This window comes from Polaribacter sp. 11A2H (genome assembly GCF_011379025.1).
Lineage (GTDB): Bacteria > Bacteroidota > Bacteroidia > Flavobacteriales > Flavobacteriaceae > Polaribacter.
Map to the genome: position 1 here is coordinate 91,190 of NZ_WTLD01000008.1, position 22,638 is coordinate 113,827.

22 protein-coding genes and 1 pseudogene are annotated in these 22,638 nt (G+C 27.6%); 14 read left to right on the forward strand and 9 right to left on the reverse strand.

Annotation, left to right across the window (positions count from 1 at the left end):
• Positions 1-83 precede the first annotated feature (83 nt).
• Positions 84-422 carry a hypothetical protein gene (locus GQS58_RS11620; RefSeq protein ID WP_166386040.1) on the forward strand — a complete coding sequence of 113 codons (339 nt, stop codon included), beginning with the start codon at positions 84-86 and terminating at the stop codon, positions 420-422.
• A gap of 470 nt (positions 423-892) precedes the next feature.
• Positions 893-1,231, forward strand: coding sequence for a hypothetical protein (locus GQS58_RS11625; protein WP_166386042.1), 339 nt, complete (start codon positions 893-895; stop codon positions 1,229-1,231).
• Positions 1,232-1,287: 56 nt separating this feature from the next.
• Here the strand turns inward: GQS58_RS11625 and GQS58_RS11630 are convergent, their stop codons facing one another.
• From GQS58_RS11630 to GQS58_RS11640, 3 genes are all read right to left on the reverse strand, one after another.
• On the reverse strand, positions 1,288-2,556 hold the full coding sequence (locus GQS58_RS11630; RefSeq protein WP_166386044.1) for an MFS transporter: 1,269 nt from the start codon (positions 2,554-2,556) through the stop codon (positions 1,288-1,290).
• A 101-nt stretch (positions 2,557-2,657) separates the two neighbouring features.
• A complete protein-coding gene (locus tag GQS58_RS11635) occupies positions 2,658-3,317 on the reverse strand; it encodes a hypothetical protein (RefSeq protein WP_166386046.1) in 660 nt (219 codons plus the stop codon).
• Positions 3,318-3,507: 190 nt separating this feature from the next.
• Positions 3,508-4,503 carry an NAD(P)H-dependent glycerol-3-phosphate dehydrogenase gene (locus tag GQS58_RS11640; protein WP_166386048.1) on the reverse strand — a complete coding sequence of 332 codons (996 nt, stop codon included), beginning with the start codon at positions 4,501-4,503 and terminating at the stop codon, positions 3,508-3,510.
• 95 nt (positions 4,504-4,598) lie between these two features.
• Here GQS58_RS11640 and GQS58_RS11645 point away from each other — a divergent pair, with 95 nt between their 5' ends.
• Genes GQS58_RS11645 through dut form a run of 3 tightly spaced genes read left to right on the forward strand, consistent with a single transcriptional unit; the run spans position 4,599 to position 7,368 of the window.
• Positions 4,599-6,053 (forward strand): polysaccharide biosynthesis C-terminal domain-containing protein, encoded by a 1,455-nt coding sequence (locus GQS58_RS11645; protein ID WP_166386050.1) that lies wholly within the window; start codon positions 4,599-4,601, stop codon positions 6,051-6,053.
• Positions 6,054-6,056: 3 nt separating this feature from the next.
• A complete protein-coding gene (locus tag GQS58_RS11650) occupies positions 6,057-6,956 on the forward strand; it encodes an alpha/beta hydrolase (RefSeq protein ID WP_166386052.1) in 900 nt (299 codons plus the stop codon).
• Entirely contained in the window at positions 6,937-7,368 is a 432-nt protein-coding gene (gene dut, locus GQS58_RS11655; protein WP_166386054.1) for a dUTP diphosphatase, read from the forward strand. The genes GQS58_RS11650 and dut overlap by 20 nt, the downstream gene beginning before the upstream one ends.
• Positions 7,369-7,433: 65 nt before the next feature.
• On the opposite strand, the gene GQS58_RS11660 is transcribed toward dut, so the two are convergent.
• Positions 7,434-8,150: a LytR/AlgR family response regulator transcription factor gene (locus GQS58_RS11660; protein ID WP_166386056.1), complete on the reverse strand. Its 717-nt coding sequence runs from the start codon at positions 8,148-8,150 to the stop codon at positions 7,434-7,436.
• Positions 8,151-8,370: 220 nt separating this feature from the next.
• On the opposite strand from GQS58_RS11660, the gene GQS58_RS11665 reads away from it, so the two are divergent.
• Positions 8,371-8,523 (forward strand): PspC domain-containing protein, encoded by a 153-nt coding sequence (locus GQS58_RS11665; protein WP_166386058.1) that lies wholly within the window; start codon positions 8,371-8,373, stop codon positions 8,521-8,523.
• Between the two features lies 1 nt (position 8,524).
• Here the strand turns inward: GQS58_RS11665 and GQS58_RS11670 are convergent, their stop codons facing one another.
• Both GQS58_RS11670 and recA read right to left on the reverse strand, forming a co-directional pair.
• On the reverse strand, positions 8,525-9,067 hold the full coding sequence (locus GQS58_RS11670) for a GNAT family N-acetyltransferase (RefSeq protein ID WP_166386060.1): 543 nt from the start codon (positions 9,065-9,067) through the stop codon (positions 8,525-8,527).
• A gap of 149 nt (positions 9,068-9,216) precedes the next feature.
• The gene (recA, locus tag GQS58_RS11675) at positions 9,217-10,224 is read right to left on the reverse strand and encodes a recombinase RecA (RefSeq protein ID WP_166386062.1); all 1,008 of its coding nucleotides are present in this window, start codon (positions 10,222-10,224) and stop codon (positions 9,217-9,219) included.
• A 100-nt stretch (positions 10,225-10,324) separates the two neighbouring features.
• Here recA and dinD point away from each other — a divergent pair.
• The 7 genes and pseudogenes from dinD to GQS58_RS11710 all read left to right on the forward strand — a co-directional run bounded on the left by dinD (position 10,325) and on the right by GQS58_RS11710 (position 17,654).
• Positions 10,325-11,165 (forward strand): annotated as a pseudogene (dinD, locus tag GQS58_RS11680) (DNA damage-inducible protein D).
• 1 nt (position 11,166) lies between these two features.
• Entirely contained in the window at positions 11,167-11,964 is a 798-nt protein-coding gene (locus GQS58_RS11685; RefSeq protein ID WP_166386064.1) for an aldose 1-epimerase, read from the forward strand.
• Between the two features lie 43 nt (positions 11,965-12,007).
• Positions 12,008-12,805 (forward strand): alpha/beta hydrolase, encoded by a 798-nt coding sequence (locus tag GQS58_RS11690; RefSeq protein WP_166386066.1) that lies wholly within the window; start codon positions 12,008-12,010, stop codon positions 12,803-12,805.
• A gap of 4 nt (positions 12,806-12,809) precedes the next feature.
• The gene (locus tag GQS58_RS11695; RefSeq protein WP_302849996.1) at positions 12,810-13,376 is read left to right on the forward strand and encodes a pseudouridine synthase; all 567 of its coding nucleotides are present in this window, start codon (positions 12,810-12,812) and stop codon (positions 13,374-13,376) included.
• 275 nt (positions 13,377-13,651) lie between these two features.
• Positions 13,652-14,161 (forward strand): RNA polymerase sigma factor, encoded by a 510-nt coding sequence (locus GQS58_RS11700; protein ID WP_166386068.1) that lies wholly within the window; start codon positions 13,652-13,654, stop codon positions 14,159-14,161.
• Positions 14,162-14,221: 60 nt separating this feature from the next.
• Positions 14,222-15,139, forward strand: coding sequence for a FecR family protein (locus GQS58_RS11705; protein ID WP_166386070.1), 918 nt, complete (start codon positions 14,222-14,224; stop codon positions 15,137-15,139).
• Complete coding sequence (locus tag GQS58_RS11710) at positions 15,102-17,654, forward strand: carboxypeptidase-like regulatory domain-containing protein (protein WP_166386072.1); 2,553 nt, start codon at positions 15,102-15,104, stop codon at positions 17,652-17,654. Before GQS58_RS11705 ends, GQS58_RS11710 begins: the two co-directional genes overlap by 38 nt.
• On the opposite strand, the gene GQS58_RS11715 is transcribed toward GQS58_RS11710, so the two are convergent.
• The 3 genes from GQS58_RS11715 to GQS58_RS11725 form a co-directional block, all read right to left on the reverse strand.
• A complete protein-coding gene (locus tag GQS58_RS11715) occupies positions 17,651-18,097 on the reverse strand; it encodes a GNAT family N-acetyltransferase (protein ID WP_166386074.1) in 447 nt (148 codons plus the stop codon). The two genes, GQS58_RS11710 and GQS58_RS11715, sit on opposite strands and share 4 nt — an antisense overlap.
• Before the next feature lie 99 nt (positions 18,098-18,196).
• Positions 18,197-18,631: a ribose 5-phosphate isomerase B gene (gene rpiB, locus GQS58_RS11720; RefSeq protein WP_166386076.1), complete on the reverse strand. Its 435-nt coding sequence runs from the start codon at positions 18,629-18,631 to the stop codon at positions 18,197-18,199.
• 729 nt (positions 18,632-19,360) lie between these two features.
• On the reverse strand, positions 19,361-20,266 hold the full coding sequence (locus GQS58_RS11725; protein ID WP_166386078.1) for a diacylglycerol/lipid kinase family protein: 906 nt from the start codon (positions 20,264-20,266) through the stop codon (positions 19,361-19,363).
• A 115-nt stretch (positions 20,267-20,381) separates the two neighbouring features.
• On the opposite strand from GQS58_RS11725, the gene rnr reads away from it, so the two are divergent.
• Entirely contained in the window at positions 20,382-22,607 is a 2,226-nt protein-coding gene (gene rnr / locus GQS58_RS11730; protein WP_166386080.1) for a ribonuclease R, read from the forward strand.
• The last annotated feature ends 31 nt before the right edge of the window (positions 22,608-22,638 follow it).

Here is a 22,638-nt window from a genome sequence, read left to right on the forward strand (position 1 = left end):
GATGAATTTACCCTATTCAATTTAAATAACTTCTTTATCACAAAGTATTTATAATATTTACAATAACCTTAAATTTAAAAATTATGAAAACGTTATATACCTCAATTGTTATCTTATTTATTGCATGCTCTTTCTCTGCAAAAAAAATAACATTTCAAGAAACAGTACATACATTAATTGCTACTTATATTGGCCCTACAGAAAATCAAGATTATAAATTTGTAGATGATAATAATATAGAGTATTTATTTTATGATAAATCAAAAAATATAGATTTTGAGAAAGAAGATGATAGTAAAATAAATAAAAAATTTATACTTACCTGGAAAAATAAACTTGTAGATGAATATGATTCCGTGGGGCAACAAACAGGTGAAAAAATTACTGTAAAAACTATATTATCTATTAAGTTAAATAAATAGTAATTAAAACAATTTATAAATTTTTACAACTAGTTTTTATATGCGCTATAAATACTGATTTATTGCCTTTTTTATAGACCTATTTTAACTAAAATATAATTTGCCTTTTCGAATGATAAAATTACTTTAAATTTAATTTTAGAAAGTGATATTTATTGTATTCTTACCCTATTTAGCACAGCTAAAAATAGTGTAATGCCTATAGTTTAAAAAATACATAGATTTTAATATACTGAAAACAAACTTAATAACTAAAAAAAAGAACACTTAAAAATATTTATTTGTTAATTTAATAATTAACAAATAATTTAATTTTCAATTAAAAAAAAATGTACATTTGATATATACTATCAGTAATTTTTAAGGCTTATGAAAATATAGTTTCTAGCACTTCTAACAAAAAGCAGGTTCTTTTAAGAAAAAGAACAGCTACTATATTTATTAAAAAATAACCTTAAAATTTAAAAATCATGAAAACATTATATGCATCAGCATTAGTGCTGTTTATTACCCTTACTTTTTCTGTTAATTCTATTTCTGCACAAGAAAAAGAAAACAAAATTGTTGCTACTTTTAAAGGATTAACTGAAATGGAATATTTTAGATTTGTAGACGATAAAGATGTAACTATTTTATTCTACGATTTAGATGAAAATATAGAACTTTCTTTATATGAAGATGAAATGATTGATAAAAAATTCAATATTACTTGGATAAATAAAGAAATAGACCTGATTGATGAAGAAGGTAATTTTACTGGAGAGACACAAACTGTTAAATCTATTTCAGCCATAAAAGAAGAAAAATAATAATTCTACAACCGTTTATCACAAATACTGATAAACGGTTTTTTTATGCCTTAAAATTACGCTTCTTTCTGGTTTGCTTCTATCTCTTCTGTTAAATCTAAATCTCTTAACGTTGGGTTTAAAGCACCAATACCAACAACAGTAAGTAACGTCATCGTTCCTCCAAAAACAACCGCCATAGAAGCTCCTAAAAACTTTGCGGCTAAACCACTTTCAAAAGCACCTAACTCGTTAGAAGAACCAACAAACATAGAGTTTACAGAAGAAACTCTACCTCGCATATCATCGGGTGTTTTTAATTGTAGTATTGTTTGACGAATAACCATTGATATTCCGTCTGCAGCACCACTTATAAACAATGCTAAAACACTTACCCAAAAAATAGAAGATAACCCAAAAGCGATAATGCTCAACCCAAAAATAAAGACAGAAACCAACATTTTTTTACCTGTTTTTCTGTTGATAGGAATGTATGTTGTTAAAAACATGGTAACAATACTTCCCATAGAAATAGAAGCATTTAAAATACCGAAACCTTCTGGCCCAACTTTTAAAACATCTTGTGCAAAAACAGATAAAATAGCTACGGTTCCACCAAATAAAACTGCAATCATATCTAATGTTAAAACACCTAAAATAGCTTTATTATGAAACACGAACCTTACACCAGCTTTTAAACTTTCTTTCATTGGTTCTCCAATTTTTTTATTTAAAATAGGTTTCTTTTCTATTAAAAAAGTAAAAATTAAGGATAGAATGACCAAGATAAAAACCAAACAAAGTGTTTTATCAACACCAATCCAACTGATTAAAAAACCACCAAATAAGGCTCCAGAAACCGAAGCCGTTTTCCAGGTACTTGTACTCCATGTTGCCGCATTATGATATATCTTTTTAGGAACTAATAATGCCACTAAAGAGAAAATTGTAGGTCCGAAAAATGAACGTAAAAATCCGCCAAAGAAAACCAAAGCGTAAATTGAATATAGAATTTTATTAGTAGACCAATGACCAACAACAACATCTGATGTTAATAAAAACAGCCCCAAACTAATCAATGAAAATGCTGCTGTACAAATAGCTAGTAAGTTTCTTTTTTCATTTTGATCTACAATATGACCCGCAAATAAAGCCATTGTAAACGCCGGAATAATTTCCATTAAACCAATAACGCCTAAAGATAAAGGATCTTTTGTAATAGAATATACTTGCCATTCTATGACAATAAATTGCATAGACCAACCAAAAACGAGCAAGAATCTAACAAATAAAAAAATATTGAATTCCTTAATTTTTAATGCTGCATAAGGATCTTGCTTTGTCATTATAAAAAATAGATAGTTGGTTGTTTTTATAATATACCTACAAGGTTTTAGAAGCCTTGTAGGATGATCTGTTAATTTAAAATAAGTAACTAAGGTTCTATTTAACTCAATTTCATATCCATTAAAATGGCAAAAGTTTGATTAATATCTTCTTCTTTTACAACAATCGTCATTTCATTTGTAGTAGAAATAATTTCTTGTAGCGGTATATCTGCCCAAGCCAATTGTTTTAAAATAAAATAATAAATACCAGATTGTTCTTGGTTTTCTTTTGGAAGTTTAATAGTAATAGAAGCCAAATCTAATACACTAGAAATAAGGGCTTCTTTTTCAAAAATCTCATTTACAAAAGGCTCTAAATTTTTACTAGTAACAATATTAGTTTCAAAAATACCTTGAGAAACGGTTAAAAAATAATCAGAACTTTCTGAAGATTTCATTAAAATTTTTGCAATCTCTTTTAATAATGAAGTTGTATTTTTAAAAGTAAAATCACACAAATCAGATCGTACAATTACATCTCCTAAATCTAAAGCTAATTTTTTTATGTTCTTTCTAATACGTAATTCACTTGCAGGAGAAAGTCTATTAATAGCCATCATAACTGCACCAACCTTAACTTCCTTTTTTAAAGCGGTAGAAACTTCCGGTAAAATAATTCTTGCTAAAGAAGAAACATTTATCAACTTTTCATTTAAAGCCTCTTCTATAAAAGGTGTTTTTCTAATGGTGCTTTCTACAACTTCTTGTATTGTTTTCATTGTAATTGTTTAATAATTAACTTCAATGTTCAAAAATAAACAATTTATTATAAAAACAACATTAAATATCTGTTATAACTATTAGTTACATCTTATTTTAAATAGAATTAGAAATTCTTTATTTAGATTCCCGTTTTCACGGGAAAGACAATTTTAAGGGAAACCTAGAGGTAAAAACCTCAAGGAACATTTAATCTAATTTATCTGTCAATTTTTGAAATTCTTTTTTAGGGTTTTTATTTGCATATAGAATATTGTAAACGGTATCTATAATAGGTGTATTTGCCCCGTTTTCTTCTTTCATTTTAAAAGCACTTTTGGTCGCATAATACCCTTCTGCAATCATGCTCATTTCCATTTGTGCAGATTTTACCGTATACCCTTTACCAACCATGTTTCCAAATTGTCTATTTCTACTAAAAAGAGAATAACCGGTAACCAACAAATCTCCCAAATAAGCAGAATTATTGATGTTACGTTTCATTTTATGCACCTTTTTTATAAAGCTTTTCATTTCTCTAATAGCATTACTCATTAGCACTGCCTGAAAATTATCTCCATACCCCAAACCATGTGCAATACCTGCTGCAACCGCATAAATATTTTTTAACATAGCTGCATATTCTGTACCAATAATATCGTCTGAAATTTTAGTTTTTATGTACCAACTTTGAATAGATTTCTCTATAAATTTGGCATTTTCTTCATCTTTACAAGCAATAGTTAAATAAGATAAACGCTCCATAGCTACCTCTTCTGCATGACAAGGTCCCGTAATAACACCAATATTTTCTATAGGAACATTAAATTCTCTATTAAAGTGCTCGCCAATAATTAACCCTGTTTCGGGTACAATTCCTTTAATAGCAGAAAAAATAATTTTTCCCTCTAAAGAAGACGTTAATTTTTTTAATTCACTGGTTAAAAAAGCAGACGGAATTGCAAAAATAAGAACATCGTAATTTTCTACCGTGTAATTAATATCACTAGATAAATCTAACTGACGTGCATACACATCTGCAGATTGTAAATAATTAGGATTATGATCGTTTTCTTTTATGTGTTCAATTGCTTGTTCATTACGCATGTACCAACCAATTGTTTCTAAATTTTCGCTCAACATTTTCACAATTGCGGTTGCCCAACTTCCTCCACCAAAAACTGCTATTTTTTTTTGCTTATTCATCTATTGATCATTTTATACATCAAAAGTAATAAAACTATTATCTTTTGAGGATTGCATTTACGAATTATTATATTTGTGTTCGCTAATTAAAAATTTTGAGTTCCTTAAAACGTTTTTTTAAAGACACCATAATATACGGAATTGCAGCTGTTTTACCACGTGCAATAAATATCTTTTTGGTAAAACTACATACCTCTACTTTAGATGCAGAAAAATATGCTATAAACACAGATTATTATGTGTACGCTGCCTATTTAAATGCACTACTAACTTTTGGTATGGAAACTGCCTTTTTCCGTTTTTTTTCTAAAGAAAAAGAGAAAGGAAAAGTGGTGTCTACATCCTTTATTAGTTTGCTAATTTCTACACTCATTTTCTTATGTTTAGCCTTATTTTTTAATAATGAAATTTCTCTTTTCTTCGGATTTAAAAATCCTTTATTTTTTAAATTATTAGTATATACAATTACGTTAGATACTTTAGTAGTGGTGCCATTCGCATATTTACGTGTTACAAACAAACCTTTAAAGTTTACAGCCATAAAATTAATAAATATTGGTGTCTTTTCTATTTTAAATGTTTTCTTTCTTTGGTTTGTACCTTATGCTTTAAAAAACGAAATTTCTTTACCAGAATTTATTGTAAATTATTATAACAATTATCCTAAAGTAATTCACATTTTTGTAGCCGGTACACTCGCAAGTTTATCTACTTTTCTGTTACTTTTTCCTGATGTTTTTAAATTTAAATTCGATTTTGATATTTCGCTTTTCAAAAGAATGTTTAAATATAGTTTTCCTATTATGATTGGAAGTTTAGCATTTGTAACCAATGAAAATTTAGACAAACTGCTGTTAGGAGATATTTTAGGCGAAAAACAAATGGGAATTTACGCGGCTTGCTATAAATTAGGCGTTTTTATGACTTTGTATATTATGGCATTTCGTTTGGGTGCAGAACCTTTTTTCTTTAATAATGCTGATAAAAAAAATGCTAAAGAAACTTATTCGAAAGTTTTGACTTGGTTTACCATTTTTGGAGCCTTTTTTATGCTAACTGTAGTTGTTTTTATCGATTTGTTTGCGCAAATATTATTAGGAAAACCAGAATACTTTACAGCGCTTTCTATAGTGCCAATTATACTTTTAGCAAACTTATTTTTAGGTATTTATAACAATTTATCCATTTGGTATAAACTAACGGACAAAACAAAATACGGAATGTACTTTTCTATTGTTGGCGCCATTATTACCATTGTTTTTAACTTAATAATGATCCCTAAAATTGGTTTTATGGCTTCTGCTTGGGCAACCTTAATAGCCTTTGGTACCATGATGGTATTGTCTTATTTTGTGGGTAAAAAACATTATCCTGTAAATTATAAATTAAAAAAAATAGCTTATTATTTAGTATTCTCTATTGTTTTTGAATTGATTTCTTTTACCGTATTTAGAGGACAGTATTGGTTTTCTATTTTAACCCTTTTTCTTTTCTTTGGATTGATTTATTTTAACGAAAAAGAGGAAATTAAACAAATATTAAAACGATAAATTATGAAAAGAATATCACTTTTATTTTTAGCTTTTCTACTTTTTTTTATTTCTTGTAAAGTAAAAACAACAGAAGAAGTAAAAGAAATAAAATCTAAAGTAAATTCTGAAAAAACTTCTACAAAAGCAGCCAATGTTACCATTTTAGAAAAAACATTTGTTATTGATGGTTTAAACGATATTCCGCATAAAATTTGGTTGTATTTACCTCCAAATTATAACTCATCAAAAGAGAAATATGATGTAATATATATGCACGATGCACAAAATTTATTTGATAATGTTACTTCTTTTGTGGGTGAATGGGAAATTGATGAAACATTAAATAATCTTTACAAAAAAACAGGGAAAAGTTTTATTGTTGTTGGTGTAGAAAACGGTGGAGAGAAAAGAATTGAAGAATATACACCTTGGGAAAATGTAAAATACGGTGGAGGAAAAGGTAAAATTTATGTAGATTTCTTGGTAAATGAACTAAAACCTTACATCGATGAAAATTACAGAACCAAACTCACCTCAGAAAATACCGCAATTATTGGTAGCTCTTTAGGAGGACTAATTTCCTTTTATGGAGGCTTAAAATATCCTGAAGTTTTTGGCAAAATTGGTGCACTTTCTACCTCTTTTTGGTTTTCTGATAAAGTAATTACATTTGCCGAAGAAAATGGAAATCAGCAAAAAACAAGACTTTATTTATTAGTGGGTGATAAAGAAGGAAATTCTATGGTTCCAGATACCGAAAATATGGCAGAATTATTAATAGATCTTGGTTTTCCATCACAAAATTTAAAAACAAAAGTACACCCAGATGGCAAACACACAGAGTCTTTTTGGAAAGCAGAATTTTTAGAAGTAATTACATTTTTATTTAATTTAGAAAACAATGAACGTACAAATAATTAACAAATCGAAACACGCAACACCTAATTACGAAACTGAAGGTGCTGCAGGAATGGATTTAAGAGCAAATATTGAAACTTCAATAACATTAAAGCCGTTAGAAAGAGCGATTGTTAAAACAGGCTTATTTATAGCTTTACCAATTGGTTTTGAAGCACAAGTAAGACCAAGAAGTGGTTTGGCTGCAAAAAAAGGGGTAACTGTTTTAAACTCTCCAGGAACTGTAGATGCAGATTATAGAGGTGAAATTGGGGTTATTTTAGTCAACTTATCTAACGATGATTTTGTAATAAATGATGGTGAAAGAATAGCACAATTAATTATAGCAAAACACGAGCGTGTAAACTGGCAAGAAGTAACTGTTTTAAATGAAACAGAACGTGGTGCTGGTGGTTTTGGAAGCACAGGTGTTTAAATACTAAAACACTTCTTAAGATAATTATTTATAACTTTTATTCCCGCTTTCGCGGGAATTTTATTTTAAAAGGAAAAGGAATTTTTAAGTTTTTGCATGTATTCTTTTCCAATAGGAATAACGTTTTCTTCTAAATCTATGAAAACATCTTTTGGATGTAAAAATATTTGTCCTTTTCTAGTATTTAACTTTTCAATACAATCTTTGTTTATAATAAAACTCTTATGAACTCTAATAAATTTTTTTGGTAACGTTTCTTCAAAATGTTTTAAAGATTTTGAAGTAGATAACTTCTCACCAGTTATATTAAAAACATTGGTATAGTTTCTTTCTGCTTGTAAAAAGCAAATGTCTTTATAAGCCAAAATATTTATGTAAGAACTTGTTTTTACTGCAAGATGTGTTTGTCCTTCTGTAAACACTTTTTCAAATAATAATAATGACTTTTGTAGTTCTACAGGTTCAATTGGTTTACTTAAAAAATAAGATACTTTATTATTTACTGCTTCTTTTGCATAATAATTATGTGCTGTAGTCATAATAATAGTTGGCAACTCTATAAAAAATTCCTTTAATTTAGGAATAAGTGTAAAAGAATTTTTATCATCAATTTCTACATCTAAAAAAATAAGATTGGGTTTTGTTTTAATAATTAAAGAAAAAGCATCTTCTAAAGTTGTTGCAACATCAACTAACTTATAATTAGAATGTTCTTTTAAAGTTGCTTTTAAATCATCTAAAGCATCTTCTTTGTCTTGTATAATTACGTATTTGTATTTCATATTCTCATTAAAAAAGGAAAAATCTCAAAAAATAAAATTTTTACAAATTTAGAGATAAAAAGTATTAATTAAATTAATTTTAGGATAAACAATAATAAAAAAAGGACGAAATTGTATAATTAATTGTACTTTAAAGTATTAATAATTAATTTTTAAATATTTTTTCTAAAATTAATAAGTTTAATTATATTTAAAGTTAATAACAAAAAATTTATGATTTATGATTTTAGGTGTATGTCAATGGTTAAGTACAAAAACACAGTTTACTGCAAAAAATATTAGAATATTATTTGTACTGTTAGTTTTATTTGCTGGTTTAGGGCTTGGTGCTTATCTAATTTTATGGTTGGTAAAAATAGTGTCTAAAGAATAATTTAGTCTTCTAATACTTTATAAACCTGACTCATTTTTCTTACCTCTTTGTATAATAAATTATAAGGTAAAAAAGTGTGAGAATGATATACAAAACCTAACTTTTTATAGAATTGAAAAGCTTGGGGTTGCTCATCCATTGCATCTAACCAAATAATAGTATAGCCTTTTTGAATTGCTTTTTCTGATAACCAAGAAACAAGTTTTTTTCCAATTCCGTTTCCTTGCATTTTTTTATGAAGATAAATTCTGTGTAATTTTACTTGTTTTTCTTCGGATAAATATTCTAATTTTTCATCCCAAATAATTCTAAAATTACCAACAATTTCATCCTTAAAAAGGATAAAATAATACTCCGTATTTTCTTCGGATATTTCTTTTAAAATATGCTCTTTAGAATATTGAGCGTTTATATACCAATCTCCTTTATCTTTCCAAAAATGACTGTATGCTAAAGGGTAAACTTCGCGCATTAAATCATACAATTTAGTACAATCTGTAGTTGTTATATTTTTTAAGGATACTTGTTTTGTTAGCTTAATCATATTGCAAACTTATAAAAGTAATTGTTGCTTTACAAAAAGAAGTAAATTATACACAACAAAAATAAATTCGTTTTTTTAGCATAAAAAAAACTGCTATAGATTGATTACTTCTATAGCAGTTTAATAATAATAGTTAGAACTTTTAATATTTATTCTTGATTTTCAATAGCAATCTTAATTTTACCTTCAAGTTCTTCTGCCAACTCAGGATTGTCTTTAATTAAGCCTTTAACAGCATCTCTACCTTGGCCTAATTTTGTTTCTCCGTAACTAAACCAAGAACCACTTTTCTTAACAATACCTAACTCTACACCAATATCTAAAATTTCACCAACTTTAGAAATTCCTTGTCCATACATAATATCAAATTCTGCAATTTGGAAAGGAGGTGCTACTTTATTTTTAACAACTTTAACTTTAGTACTGTTTCCAATAACCTTGTCTCCGTCTTTAATTTGTGTTCTTCTTCTAATATCTAAACGTACAGAAGCATAAAATTTTAATGCGTTACCACCCGTTGTAGTTTCTGGATTACCAAACATTACTCCAATTTTTTCACGTAATTGGTTAATAAATATAACCGTACATTTTGTTTTAGAAATTGTACCTGTTAATTTACGTAATGCTTGAGACATTAAACGAGCATGTAAACCCATTTTAGAATCTCCCATTTCTCCTTCAATCTCTGCTTTTGGCGTTAAAGCCGCAACAGAATCAATAACCACAATATCAATTGCACCAGAACGAATTAAGTTTTCTGCAATTTCTAAAGCTTGCTCACCATGATCTGGTTGAGAAATAATTAAATTATCTATATCTACTCCTAAATTTTCTGCGTAAAATTTATCAAATGCGTGTTCTGCATCAATAAATGCTGCAATTCCTCCTGCTTTTTGAGCCTCTGCAATTGCATGTAATGTTAAGGTAGTTTTACCAGAAGATTCTGGTCCGTAGATTTCAATAACTCTTCCTCTTGGGTAACCACCAACGCCTAAAGCCAAATCTAACCCTAAAGAACCAGATGAAATTGCATCTATATCTTCAGTTACTACATCACCTAATTTCATTACAGCTCCTTTACCATACGTCTTATCTAGCTTATCTAGAGTAAGTTGAAGTGCTTTTAGCTTTGCTGTTTTTTCTTTATCTGCCGCCATTAATCTTGCTTTTTTTAATTTTAAATAAGTGCCACAAGTTACAAAAAGAGTTTCTTTTTGTACTCATCTTTTTTTGTATTTTTATAAAAAATTGAAAAAGATGAAAAAGGAAATCGTAGAAAGCTTATCCAAAAATTTTGAAGACCACTCTCTAACTACTGAAAGTGGTATTGAGTTTTGGTTTGCAAGAGATTTACAAATTTTATTAGGGTATTCAAAATGGGAAAATTTTATAAAAGTTATTAATAAAGCTAAAATTGCTTGTGATGTAACTGGTAACGAAATTCTTGACCATTTTCCTGACGTCAAGAAAATGGTTGAAATTGGTTCAAATACGAAAAGAGAAATAGATGATTTAATGTTAACAAGATATGCTTGTTATTTAATTGCACAGAACGGTGATCCTAGAAAAGAGAGCATTGCTTTCGCTCAAAATTATTTTGCAATGCAAACTAGAAAATTTGAGTTAATTGAACAAAGAATTAAAGATTGGGAAAGATTACAAGCAAGACAAAAATTAACGTTGTCAGAAAAAGATTTATCAGAATTAATCTATGAAAAAACGGGTAATGACAAAAATTTTGGGTTAATAAGAAGTAAAGGAGATCAAGCATTATTTGGGTTGTCTACCACAACAAATGAAAGTTAAATTAGGGATTCCTAATAGTAGAGCTTTAGCAGATTATTTACCAACTATTACCATTAAAGCAAAAGATTTTGCAACAGAAATAACCGTTTTTAATACCAAAGAAAAAGATTTAAGGACTGAAAATAGTATTTCTAAAGAGCACGTAACAAACAATAGTTCCGTAAGAAAAATACTAATTGAAAGAGGAATTAAACCAGAAAATTTACCACCTGAAGAGGATATAAAAAAATTAGAAAGAAGGGTAAATTCTGAATCAAAAAAAATAGGTAAAAATCCTGAAAAATTAAATTAATATGAAAAGTATACAATCCTTAATTTCTAATGATAAAAAATCTAAGGTTAACATAGAAAAAGGAGAAATTATCAGTTTTAAAAAAGATGATAAAGAATATATTCATCAAAAAGGAAACAAAGGTTGGCGTAATTCTGATGATGAAATGTTTCCTGTAATTGGTCCTACTTCTAAAAATAATTTTAGAGTGCATACCAAAAATGGAGATGCAATTTTAGATCAACATGGTTTGTTGCGTGAGTTAGAATATTCTTTAGTTTCTTCGGATGAAAACTCGGCTAAATTCATCAAAAAATATAAAAAAGATACACTTATTAACAATAGTAAATTTCCTGTAAAATCTACAGAAGAAAACCTTTCTTGGCCTTTCGATTTTACATTTGAAAAGAATTTTACCCTAGAAAATGATGTTTTAAACATAGAATTTATCATTAATTCTATTGAGGGAATGCCATTTATGTTGGGCTATCATCCTGCATTTATGTTGTCTGGTACTGGTAACGAAACTTTAATTTCTAATGATACAGAAATTACTTTAGCCGATGTTTATAAAGCGGGTGCTAATGCTTTTCCTATTTTAAATGCTGATAAAATCACTTTAAAAAATAGTGATAGAAACGATTTAGAAATTACTACAAAAGGTTTTCATAATTTTATGTTGTGGACAGAAGTTGATAACATGCTTTGTATTGAGCCAATTACGCAATATACATCGTACACAGATCAAAAATTTTCTGAAAAAAACATGCGTTTATCAACAGGAAAAAATAGTTTTGCTGTCGCTATTAAAATATTATAAATAACTTCTTAAGTTATAAAACTTAAAAACTACCCTTAAAAAAATGATAAAATATACCGTAATTATTAGCTTATTAGTACTTTTTTCATGTAAAAAACAGGCTACAGATACACCAACTATAGCCTTAGAAAATAAAACAATCATAAAAAAAACAAGTCCGAATTTAGAAAAAACAACCATCACTTTTCCATCTAAAGATAGTTTACCAATTACTGCAGATATTTATAAAAGTAAAGAAACGCCTATCACTATTTTACTATGTCATCAGGCAGGTTATAGTAGAGGAGAATATAAAGATACTGCTATAGAATTAACAAAATTAGGCTATGCTGTAATGGCAATAGATCAACGTTCTGGCAACACGGTTAATAATATAGATAATCAGACAGCAATAGCCGCTAATATAAAAGGTTTAGGCATTTCTTATTTAGATGCAGAACAAGATATTGAAGCTGCTGTAGATTATATATACAACCAAAATGGCGGACAAAAAATAATATTAGTTGGTAGTTCTTATTCTTCTTCTTTGGCGCTTTTAATGGGTGTACATAATGCTAAAATTAAAGCGGTTGCAGCATTTAGTCCTGGTGAATATTTTAAAGGAATAAACATCAATAAAAGCATAAGTACGTATAAAAAACCTGTTTTTGTTACTTCTTCTTTAAGTGAAAGTGCGGGTGTTAAAAAGTTGGTTGATAAAGTAAATGCTAGTTATTTAACACATTTTATACCAGAAGTAAAAGGGATTCATGGTACTAGAGCACTTTGGGAAACTACAGAAGGTAATGAAACCTATTGGGCTTCCTTTAAGGAGTTTTTATCTTCTTTAAAAGACGAATAAATTGATAGAAAAACATCGTCATTTTATAATTCACAAACCTTGGGGAATGATTTCTCAGTTTGTAAATCCCGCAAAGCGGAAGAAAAAACTTTTAGGAGATTTACATGATTTCCCAGCAGGAACCATGGCAATTGGTCGTTTAGATGTTCCGTCGGAAGGATTACTTTTATTAACAACGGATGGAAAAGTATCCGCAGAAATTAGAAGTAATAAATACGAAAAAGAATATTACGTACAAGTAGATGGAGTAATCACCGAAAAAGAAATAGCACAGTTAAAAAATGGTGTAGAAATTGGTTTTAACGGTAAAAAATACATGACAAAACCAGGGAAAGCTTCTATTATTGATGATCCTAAATTTCCGCTGAGAAGCATGAAAATTAGAGATGAAAGACACGGACCAACAAGCTGGGTTTCTATAATTATTAGAGAAGGAAAATTTAGACAAGTACGTAAAATGACTGCTGCTGTCGGTTTGCCTACTTTACGTTTAATTCGGGTTAGAATTGGAACAATAGAATTAGGTAATTTAGAAATTAGTGGCGTAAAAGAAGTGGATTCTTTTATGTGACAATTATCAGAAAAAAAGAATATTTATATTTCTAATTTTGTGTAATGAACAATTCTAATACCACATTATATATAGTAGCTGCTGTAATTATTTTTCACTTTGTAGTAGGTTTTGGTTATCTTATTTATAAAATGACAAAAAAGGGCGATAAATAATCATTTACTTGTCATTTTTACTTCTAAAACGATAAAGCTAAATAGATTTTATAAACTTATTTTTTAATAGAACAACTTTGTTTTATTTTTACACTTTATTTTCTTTTTTAAAACCTCTATATGAGTGATAAATCTCTTTGTGATGAAATCTATTTTAATGAGTTTTATACTTCTCATGTACAGTCTGCAAGTAATTTTGCTTACTATAAATCTGGAGATAAAAACACCTCTTTAGACTTAGCACAAGAAGCATTTATAAAGGTTTGGGAACAGTGTTCTAAAATAGATTTTACAAAAGCCAAGTCTTACTTATTTACAGTTATTAACAATCTTTTTCTAAATAAAGTAAAACATCAAAAAGTAGTTTTTGAATATGCAAAAAGCAGTCCTTATTTAGATGTTAATAACCAAAGTCCAGAGTATTTATTAGAAGAAAAAGAGTTTAAAGACAAACTACAAAATGCTATTGCAGGTTTAACAGAAGGAGAACGTGAAGTTTTTTTAATGAATAGAATTGATGGAAAAAAATACAGAGAAATAGCAGAATTGTTAGAAATATCTCAAAAAGCAGTAGAAAAACGAATGTCATCAGCATTAAAAAAGTTAAGAAATAAAATAGACGGAATTTAACACCAATTTAAGGTAGGGTAAACTACTGATTAGTTGTTCTATATATAGAATACCAAGAAAATGGAAAAAGAAAACGACATCTTAAAATGGCTAAACAGAGAAATTTCTGATGAAGAATTAACGCAGTTAAAAGAAACTAAAAATTTTAATACTTTAGAAAAAATAGCACATTATTCATCTCAAATAGAAACGCCTAAAGTAGATATTCATAAATCTCTTGCAGACCTAAAATTAAAAACTAAAAATACGTCTAAAAAAGGAAAAATTGTGTCCTTTAATTATAAGAATATTTACAAATATGCCGCAGCTATTGTTGTGTTATTAACAACTTCTTATTTTCTTCTTTTTAATACTAATAATTATAAATTTAAAACAGCATTTGCAGAAACAAAGAACTTTAATTTACCAGATAATTCTGAGGTAGTTTTAAATGCAAATTCAGAAATTTCTTATGCTAAAGAAGATTGGCAAGAAAACAGAAATTTAACCTTAGACGGAGAAGCTTTTTTTAAAGTACAAAAAGGAAAAAAGTTTACCGTAAATACAGAAATTGGAGATGTTACTGTACTTGGTACACAGTTTAATGTAAAGGAAAGAGCTAATTATTTTGAAGTAAAAACCTATGAAGGTTTGGTAAGTGTTAGCTATAAAAATAAGTTGATAAAACTACCTAAAGGAACCATTTTTAAAGTGGTAAATGGAGTTGTAGATACCACCAATACTTTTAATATAGATGAGAAATCTTGGTTACAAAAAGAGTCTAATTTTAAAAGTACAGCTTTGCATTTTATTTTAGATGAAATAGAAAATCAGTTTGGGTATACAATTGAAACAAAAAACATTGATTTAGATATTTTATATTCTGGTGGCTTTACACATAGAGATATAAATATTGCCCTAAAATCTGTTACAATTCCGTTGCAATTATCTTATAAAATTGATGGTAAAAAAATTACTATCTTTAACCATGGTAATTAAAATACGGCTTCTTGTTTGTTGTTTTTTATTGATAACAAGTGTTGTTTTTACTCAGAATTCTTCTGATAAAACAACGCTTTCTTCGTTATTATTAGAACTTGAAAAAAGTTATGATATAAAATTTTCATATTCTGATAATGATGTAAAAAATATTTTTATCCAAAAACCAGAAAAAGGAATTTCAATAGAAAACCTTATCAATTTTTTAAATAAAGAAACCTTTTTACTATTTAATACTTTAGATAATAGATATGTAACTGTTTCTTTTTTGAATAAGTATATTTCTATATGCGGAACTATTTTAAACTCAAACTCTTTAGAACCTTTATATTTAGCTTCTGTAAAAGTAAATGGTTATAAATTAGGAACAACAACCAACAATAAAGGTATTTTTTATTTAAAAAACATACCTGTAAATGCTAGTTTAACTGTTTCTTTTATAAGTTTTAAAACAAAAAATATTACGGTAAAAGAATTGTTTTCTACCAGTTGTAAACAAATTTATTTAGAAGAAAAAACAGAAGAATTATCCGAAGTAACAATGCCTAAGTTTATAACTGCCGGTTTGCATAAAAATACTGATGGAAGTACGGTTTTAAACACAGAAAAATTAGGAATTCTACCTGGTTTAATAGAACCAGATATTTTAAAAACAATTAAAATTTTGCCAGGTGTACAAAGCATCAACGAAAGTATTTCTAATATTAATGTTAGAGGTGGTAGCAATGACCAAAATTTAATGCTTTGGGATGGTATTAAAATGTACCATTCAGGTCATTTTTTTGGACTTATTTCTGCTTATAATCCGTATTTAACTAAAAAAGTAGCTGTTATTAAAAACGGAACAACTAGTGCTTTTTCAGACGGAGTATCCTCTACCATAAATATGGAAGCTTCTAATGAAATTACTAATAAATTTTCTGGAGGCGGCGGTTTTAATTTATTAAGTGCAGATGCTTTTTTACAAGTACCTATAAAAGATAATTTAGAACTGCACATTTCTGCCAGAAGATCTATTACAGATGTTATTAACACCCCAACTTATAAAAATTATTTTACTAGAAGTTTTCAAGGTAATACTACCAAAAAAAATACTGTAAATAACACAGATTCAGACTTTTATTTCTATGATTATTCTTTTAAAATTTTATATGATATTAGTTACAATCATGCAATTAGAACAAATTTTATTCACATAAAAAACAATTTAGATTATAAAGAACAATACACTTCAAAAAATACTGAAATAGAAGAAAATAGCATTTTAAAACAAGAAAATTTGGGTGCTAAAATTAGTTGGGATGCTAATTGGGATGCTAAATTTTCTACTAATTTATCTATTTTCTTTTCAGATTATAAAATAAACTCTTCAAATTATAATAGAGATGTAGATCAATACCAAAAACAATTTAATAATGTATTAGAAACAGCTATAAAATTGCATACTAAATATGAGTTTTCTGATATTTTAAAATTAACTAATGGGTTGGTTTTTAATAAAATAGAAGTTAATAATAGCCTTACCGTACATACACCATCTTTTAACAATACAGACAAACATACATTGTTAAAAAGTGCTTTTTATTCAGAAATTGAGTATCATAAAAAAAATACATATACCAGATTTGGAGTGCGAGCAAACTACTTTGAAAAGTTTGATAAATTTTTAGTAGAACCTAGAATTAATATTCGTCAGCAATTAAATACCGAATTATCTTTAAAACTAGAAGGTGAATATAAAAACCAAACTACGGCTCAGAAAATAGATTTTGAAAATAACTTTTTAGGAATTGAAAAACAAAGATGGATACTTTCTGATCATGATAATACACCTATTATAAAAAGTAAACAAGCTTCTTTTGGTTTGGAATATTCTAAAGAAAATTTTTATATAGATATTACTGGTTTTTACAAAAAAGTAGATGGAATTACTGCAGAAAATCAAGGTTTTTATAACAATCTAACCGCTAATTCTATAGGAAATTATGATGTAAAAGGTGTAGAATTTTTAGTGAATAAACAAAATAAAAAAATTAGTACTTGGCTAAGTTATACCTATGCCAAAAACAATTATACATTCAATATTTTTACTCCGGCTACATTTTCTAATAGTTTAGATATTACACACTCTTTAAGTACTGCTTTTAACTATAATTTAAGTCAATTTTTTAAAATTTCATTTGGTGGGGTTATGCGTTCTGGTAAACCGTATACAAAACCTGTTGTAGGAAATGAAACCATACAAAATGAAAATAGAACAATTGTTAATTATAACAATCCTAACCAAGAAAAATTAGCTAATTTTTTTAGATTAGATCTTTCTGCAAGTTATAATTTTAATTTATCTAAAGTCTTAAAATCTACTATTCGTCTTGGTTTTACCAATATTACAGACAAACAAAACATTATAAATTCTTATTATCTTCTAGATAATACTAGTGAAAATAATGTAAGAAGAGTAGATAATTATTCTTTACCTTTTACTCCTAATTTAAGTTTTAGAATCAATTTTTAGTTACCATTTTTATCCATTCTAATATGCGGAATACCATCTTCTAAATACTCCTCGCCTACTTGAATAAATTGATGCGACTCGTAAAATTTCTTTAAATATTTTTGAGCAGAAATTGTAATTTTATCTACTTTAAAATCATCTTTAATGGCTTTAATAGAAGCTTTTAATAAATCGTGTCCAAAACCGTATTTACGTTCGTTAGCAGCAACTACTACCCTACCAATACTAGCATTTTTAAAATAATCTCCTGGTTTAAAAATACGTGTATATGCAATAATTTTATCATTTTTAAAACCAAAAACATGTAGTGCTTTTTGATCTTTAAAATCTACATCTTGGTACACACAGTCTTGTTCTACCACAAAAACTTCCGATCGTAATTGAAGTATATTATACAGTTCTGTTGTATTTAATTCATTAAAAGATTTTATTAAAAAGTCCATTTTGTATCAATTTAAAAGAAAAAATCACTCAATCTAATAGTAAGTTTGAGTGATTTTTATTTATTTTTTATAATTTTTGTATCAAGAATATTTTACTAATTATCCAGCACAAGAAATTTTATTAACTCTGTCTCCATGTCTTCCACCTTCAAATTCTGTAGTAAGAAAAATATCTACAAAACCAATAGCTTGTTGTAAAGACACAAAACGTGCAGGAATAGTAAGAATATTTGCATTGTTATGTTGTCTTGTTAATGCAACCAATTCATTATTCCAGCATAAAGCAGCTCTAATACCTTGGTGTTTATTTGCTGTCATTTGTGCTCCGTTTCCACTTCCACATAAAATAACACCTAATGTTGCTTTACCACTTTCTACAGCGTCTGCTGTTGGATGAATGGCATCCGGATAATCCATAGAGTCGTTTGTATTGGTTCCAAAATTTAGAACTTTATACCCTTTTTCTTCTAAATGTTTTATAATTTCGAATTTGTATTCTGTACCTGCGTGATCGTTACCAATAGCAATAGTCATAATAAATTGATTTTAATTGTGTTGTAGTAGCAAAAATACAGAAAGTAACGGTTATCAACAGTTATAAACAATCAAAAAAACACCTTTTTTAATAACTTATTAATTTTTAACTCTTTAGCTATGTTAGGTAATTGTTAAGAAGTATCAGTAAAGTTTTACAAGTAAATTTGGTATATTAAATTAAAATTACAATACAGCGAGTACTATGACATACACAACTTTATTTATGAGTTTTTGATAAAAGTTTATCAACATAAAATTAACCATTTGTTTACATCAATTGGGTTGTTAACTATTAAGAATTTTAGGTTAACTACTGTTTATAACTATTGTTAACAACTCTAATTTTAAATTGATTTTTAAGCTTTTAGGTAACTCATAACTTGTCAATGATTTTTAATAACTGAAATATAATAATAAAAAGTGTTTTTTTTATAGTAGCTATTCACACACTATTATAACCATTATTGTTTTTTTTAAATTTAAAAAGAAAATATAATTATAATATAGAATGTTTATAACTGTTGAAAACGAAAAAATGAAATAGGAGGAAAGCAAAAAGAAAATAGAGAAGAAATTGATTTAGCTTTCATTAAATTATTTATTCTTTCTATATTTTAAAAATTAAAATTTAGATTAACCTTTAAAAAATTAAAACAATGTAGCTTTATTCAACTTCTTCTTTCGTTTAAAAATATAAGCTATATAGTATTTTGTGGTGATTTTTCTTTAATTTACCACAAAATTAATAGCCTTTTTAATAATTTTTACATGTACTTCTCCTGTTCCAAGTAGCTCACCATCAGCCTGAATAAAAGGTTTTTCTGTTTGTGGAACCACCCTAATTTCTTTGGTTTTATAAGTTTCTATTTTTTTATGATCTACAATTTTACCAGAATATAATTTAGGTAGATTTAAAATTAAATCAAAGATAGTCAGGTTTTTAGCTATGGTAACATCTAATAAACCATCTGTAGTATGTACTTCTTTTGTAAACTGCATACCACCACCAGAAAATTTACAAATACCAAAAACTGTCATTAAACAATTAGTTTCTAGTATTTTATCATCAAAAATAATTTTAAACACTGTTTTTTTATAAAAGAGTAAACCGGCAATACCACTTAATATATAAGCCAAAGACCCAAAATGTTTTAAAGTTTTTAGTTTATTAACAATGTAACCATCATAGCCTAAACCTGCTACATTATTAAAATAAGTTGTTTTATTTTTAGTTTTTAAAACACCAATATCTTGTAAAATTATATTCTTTTTACAAATAATATCAATCGCTTTTTCAATGTTATTAGGTATGTTGTATGTCTTTATCCAATCGTTGCCAGTTCCCTGTGGAATCACAGCAATAGTTATATTAGAAGTTTTTGCGTATCTTTGCAGCATTATTCCGTTAACTACATTGTGTAGTGTTCCATCTCCACCAATCGAAATAATATTTCTAAAGCCTTGCTGAATTGCGGTATTTACCAATTCAATTTCGTGTTTAGAAAATTTTGTAAAAGCAAAAGAAAAGTCTATTTTCTTATTGTTTAATAATTGTTGAATTTCCTTCCATTGTTTAGAAAAATTCCGATTTCCAGAAATAGGATTTGCAATTATAAACCAAGATGTAGACATAAAAATAATAATTAAAGTAATGCCAAATTACAATTTTAGATTGATAACTATTTTTTAATAGCCAATCACAGTAAATAATTGTAATTTAGTATCATATAATAAGAAGTAAGAATTAATGACAAAAAAGAAAAATAAAATATATAAAAAGAAAGGGAATGTTGTAAAAGACTTAACCAGAAATATATTTAAAGTATTAAAACAAGACAGCGAAAAATCTTATAATCATAAGCAAATTGCTGCAAAATTAAAGATTTCTGATACAGACGGGAAAACCCAAATAATTAAGAAATTAGCAGAATTAGCTGCAACAAAAGAAATAAAAGAAGTAGAACGTGGCAAGTTTCAAGTAAATGTTGATAAAAAATATTCTATTGGTACTTTAGATGTAACTTCTACCGGAAATGGATATTTTGTAACAGATGATTATGAAGATGATATTTTTATCCCGAATATTAATTTAGGTAAAGGTTTACATAATGATACTGTAAAAGCGTATGTTTATAAAAGACGAAGCGGAAAGAAATATGAAGCAGATGTTGTAGAAATTATAGAACGTGCAAAAACAGAATTTGTAGGAGTTTTACAGAAGAATAAAAACAAAAATTTTGGTTTTGTTGTACCAGATAATAACAAAATGTATGCAGATATTTTTGTTTCTGAAAGTAAAATGAATGGAGCAGTAGATGGCGATAAAGTACAAGCTACTTTGTTAGATTGGCCTAAAAATTCTAAAAATCCGTTTGGTAAAATAACAACTGTTCTTGGTAAACCAGGAGATCATAACACAGAAATGCATTCTATTTTATTAGAATATGGATTGCCTTTTGAGTTTGAACCAGAGGTAGAAAAAGAAGCAGAAAATTTATCGATAGAAATTACCAAAGAAGAAATTTCTAAGCGTAGAGATATGCGTAAAGATTTAACTTTTACGATAGATCCTAAAGATGCAAAAGATTTTGATGATGCCTTATCATTTACAAAATTAGAAAATGGTAATTACGAAATAGGAATTCATATTGCAGATGTTTCGCATTATTTAGAACCAAAAACTATTTTAGATGATGAAGCTTATAAAAGAGCAACCTCTGTTTATTTAGTAGATAGAGTAGTACCAATGTTACCAGAAATGCTGTCTAACGGAGTGTGTTCTTTAAGACCACATGAAGAAAAATTAACGTTTTCTGCAGTGTTTGAATTAAATGAAAAAGCACAAATAGTAGGCGAGTGGTTTGGTAGAACAGTTACTTATTCAGACCAACGTTTTGCGTATGAAGAAGCACAATCTATTATAGAAAATGTAAAATTATCTGATGATATTCAGCCTTATACAATGCCAGAAGATATTTCTATCATTGATAAAGAATACACAGTAACGCCAGAAATTGTAGAGGCTACTTTAAAATTAGATGAATTGGCTAAAATTCTTCGTAAAAAAAGAATGAAACAAGGCGCAATTTCTTTTGATAGAGTAGAAGTAAAGTTCAATTTAGATGAAGAAGCAAACCCAGTAGGCGTTTTCTTTAAAGAATCTAAAGATGCTAATAAATTAATTGAAGAATTTATGTTGTTAGCAAACAGAAAAGTGGCAGAATTTGTTGGTTTTTCTAAAGGAAAAGCAACAAATAAAACATTTATTTACAGAGTACACGACGAGCCAGATGTAGAAAAATTAGCTTCTTTACAAAACATGGTGCGTAAATTTGGTTATAAAATTAATACAGATACCAAAAAAGAAACTTCAGATTCTTTAAATCAGTTATTAAGTGATGTACATGGTAAAGCAGAATCTAACATGATTGAAACTTTAACTATTAGAACTATGTCTAAAGCAGTCTATACAACTCAGAATATTGGGCATTATGGATTAGCTTTTGATTATTACAGCCATTTTACGTCGCCTATTAGACGTTATCCAGATGTAATGACACATAGATTACTACAACATTATTTAGATGGCGGAGACAGCCCAAAAGCAGATAAGTATGAAGAAAAGTGTAAACATTCATCTAACAGAGAAGAATTAGCCTCTAAAGCAGAAAGATCATCAATTAAGTACATGCAAGTAAAATACATGCAAGATCATAAAGATGAAGAATTCGAAGGCGTAATTACTGGTGTTACAGAATGGGGAATTTATGTAGAAATTGCTTCTAATAAATGTGAAGGAATGGTTAGAATTAAAGATATAAAAAGTGATCATTATATTTTTGATGAAAAACAGTATGCTATTGTAGGTCAGGCTACAAAAAAGATTTACCAATTAGGTGATGAAGTTGTAGTTAGAGTTAAGCATACAGATTTAGAAAGAAAACATTTAGATTTTGCTTTAATTGAAGCATAATTTTTAAATGATATATGATTGATTTAAAAAT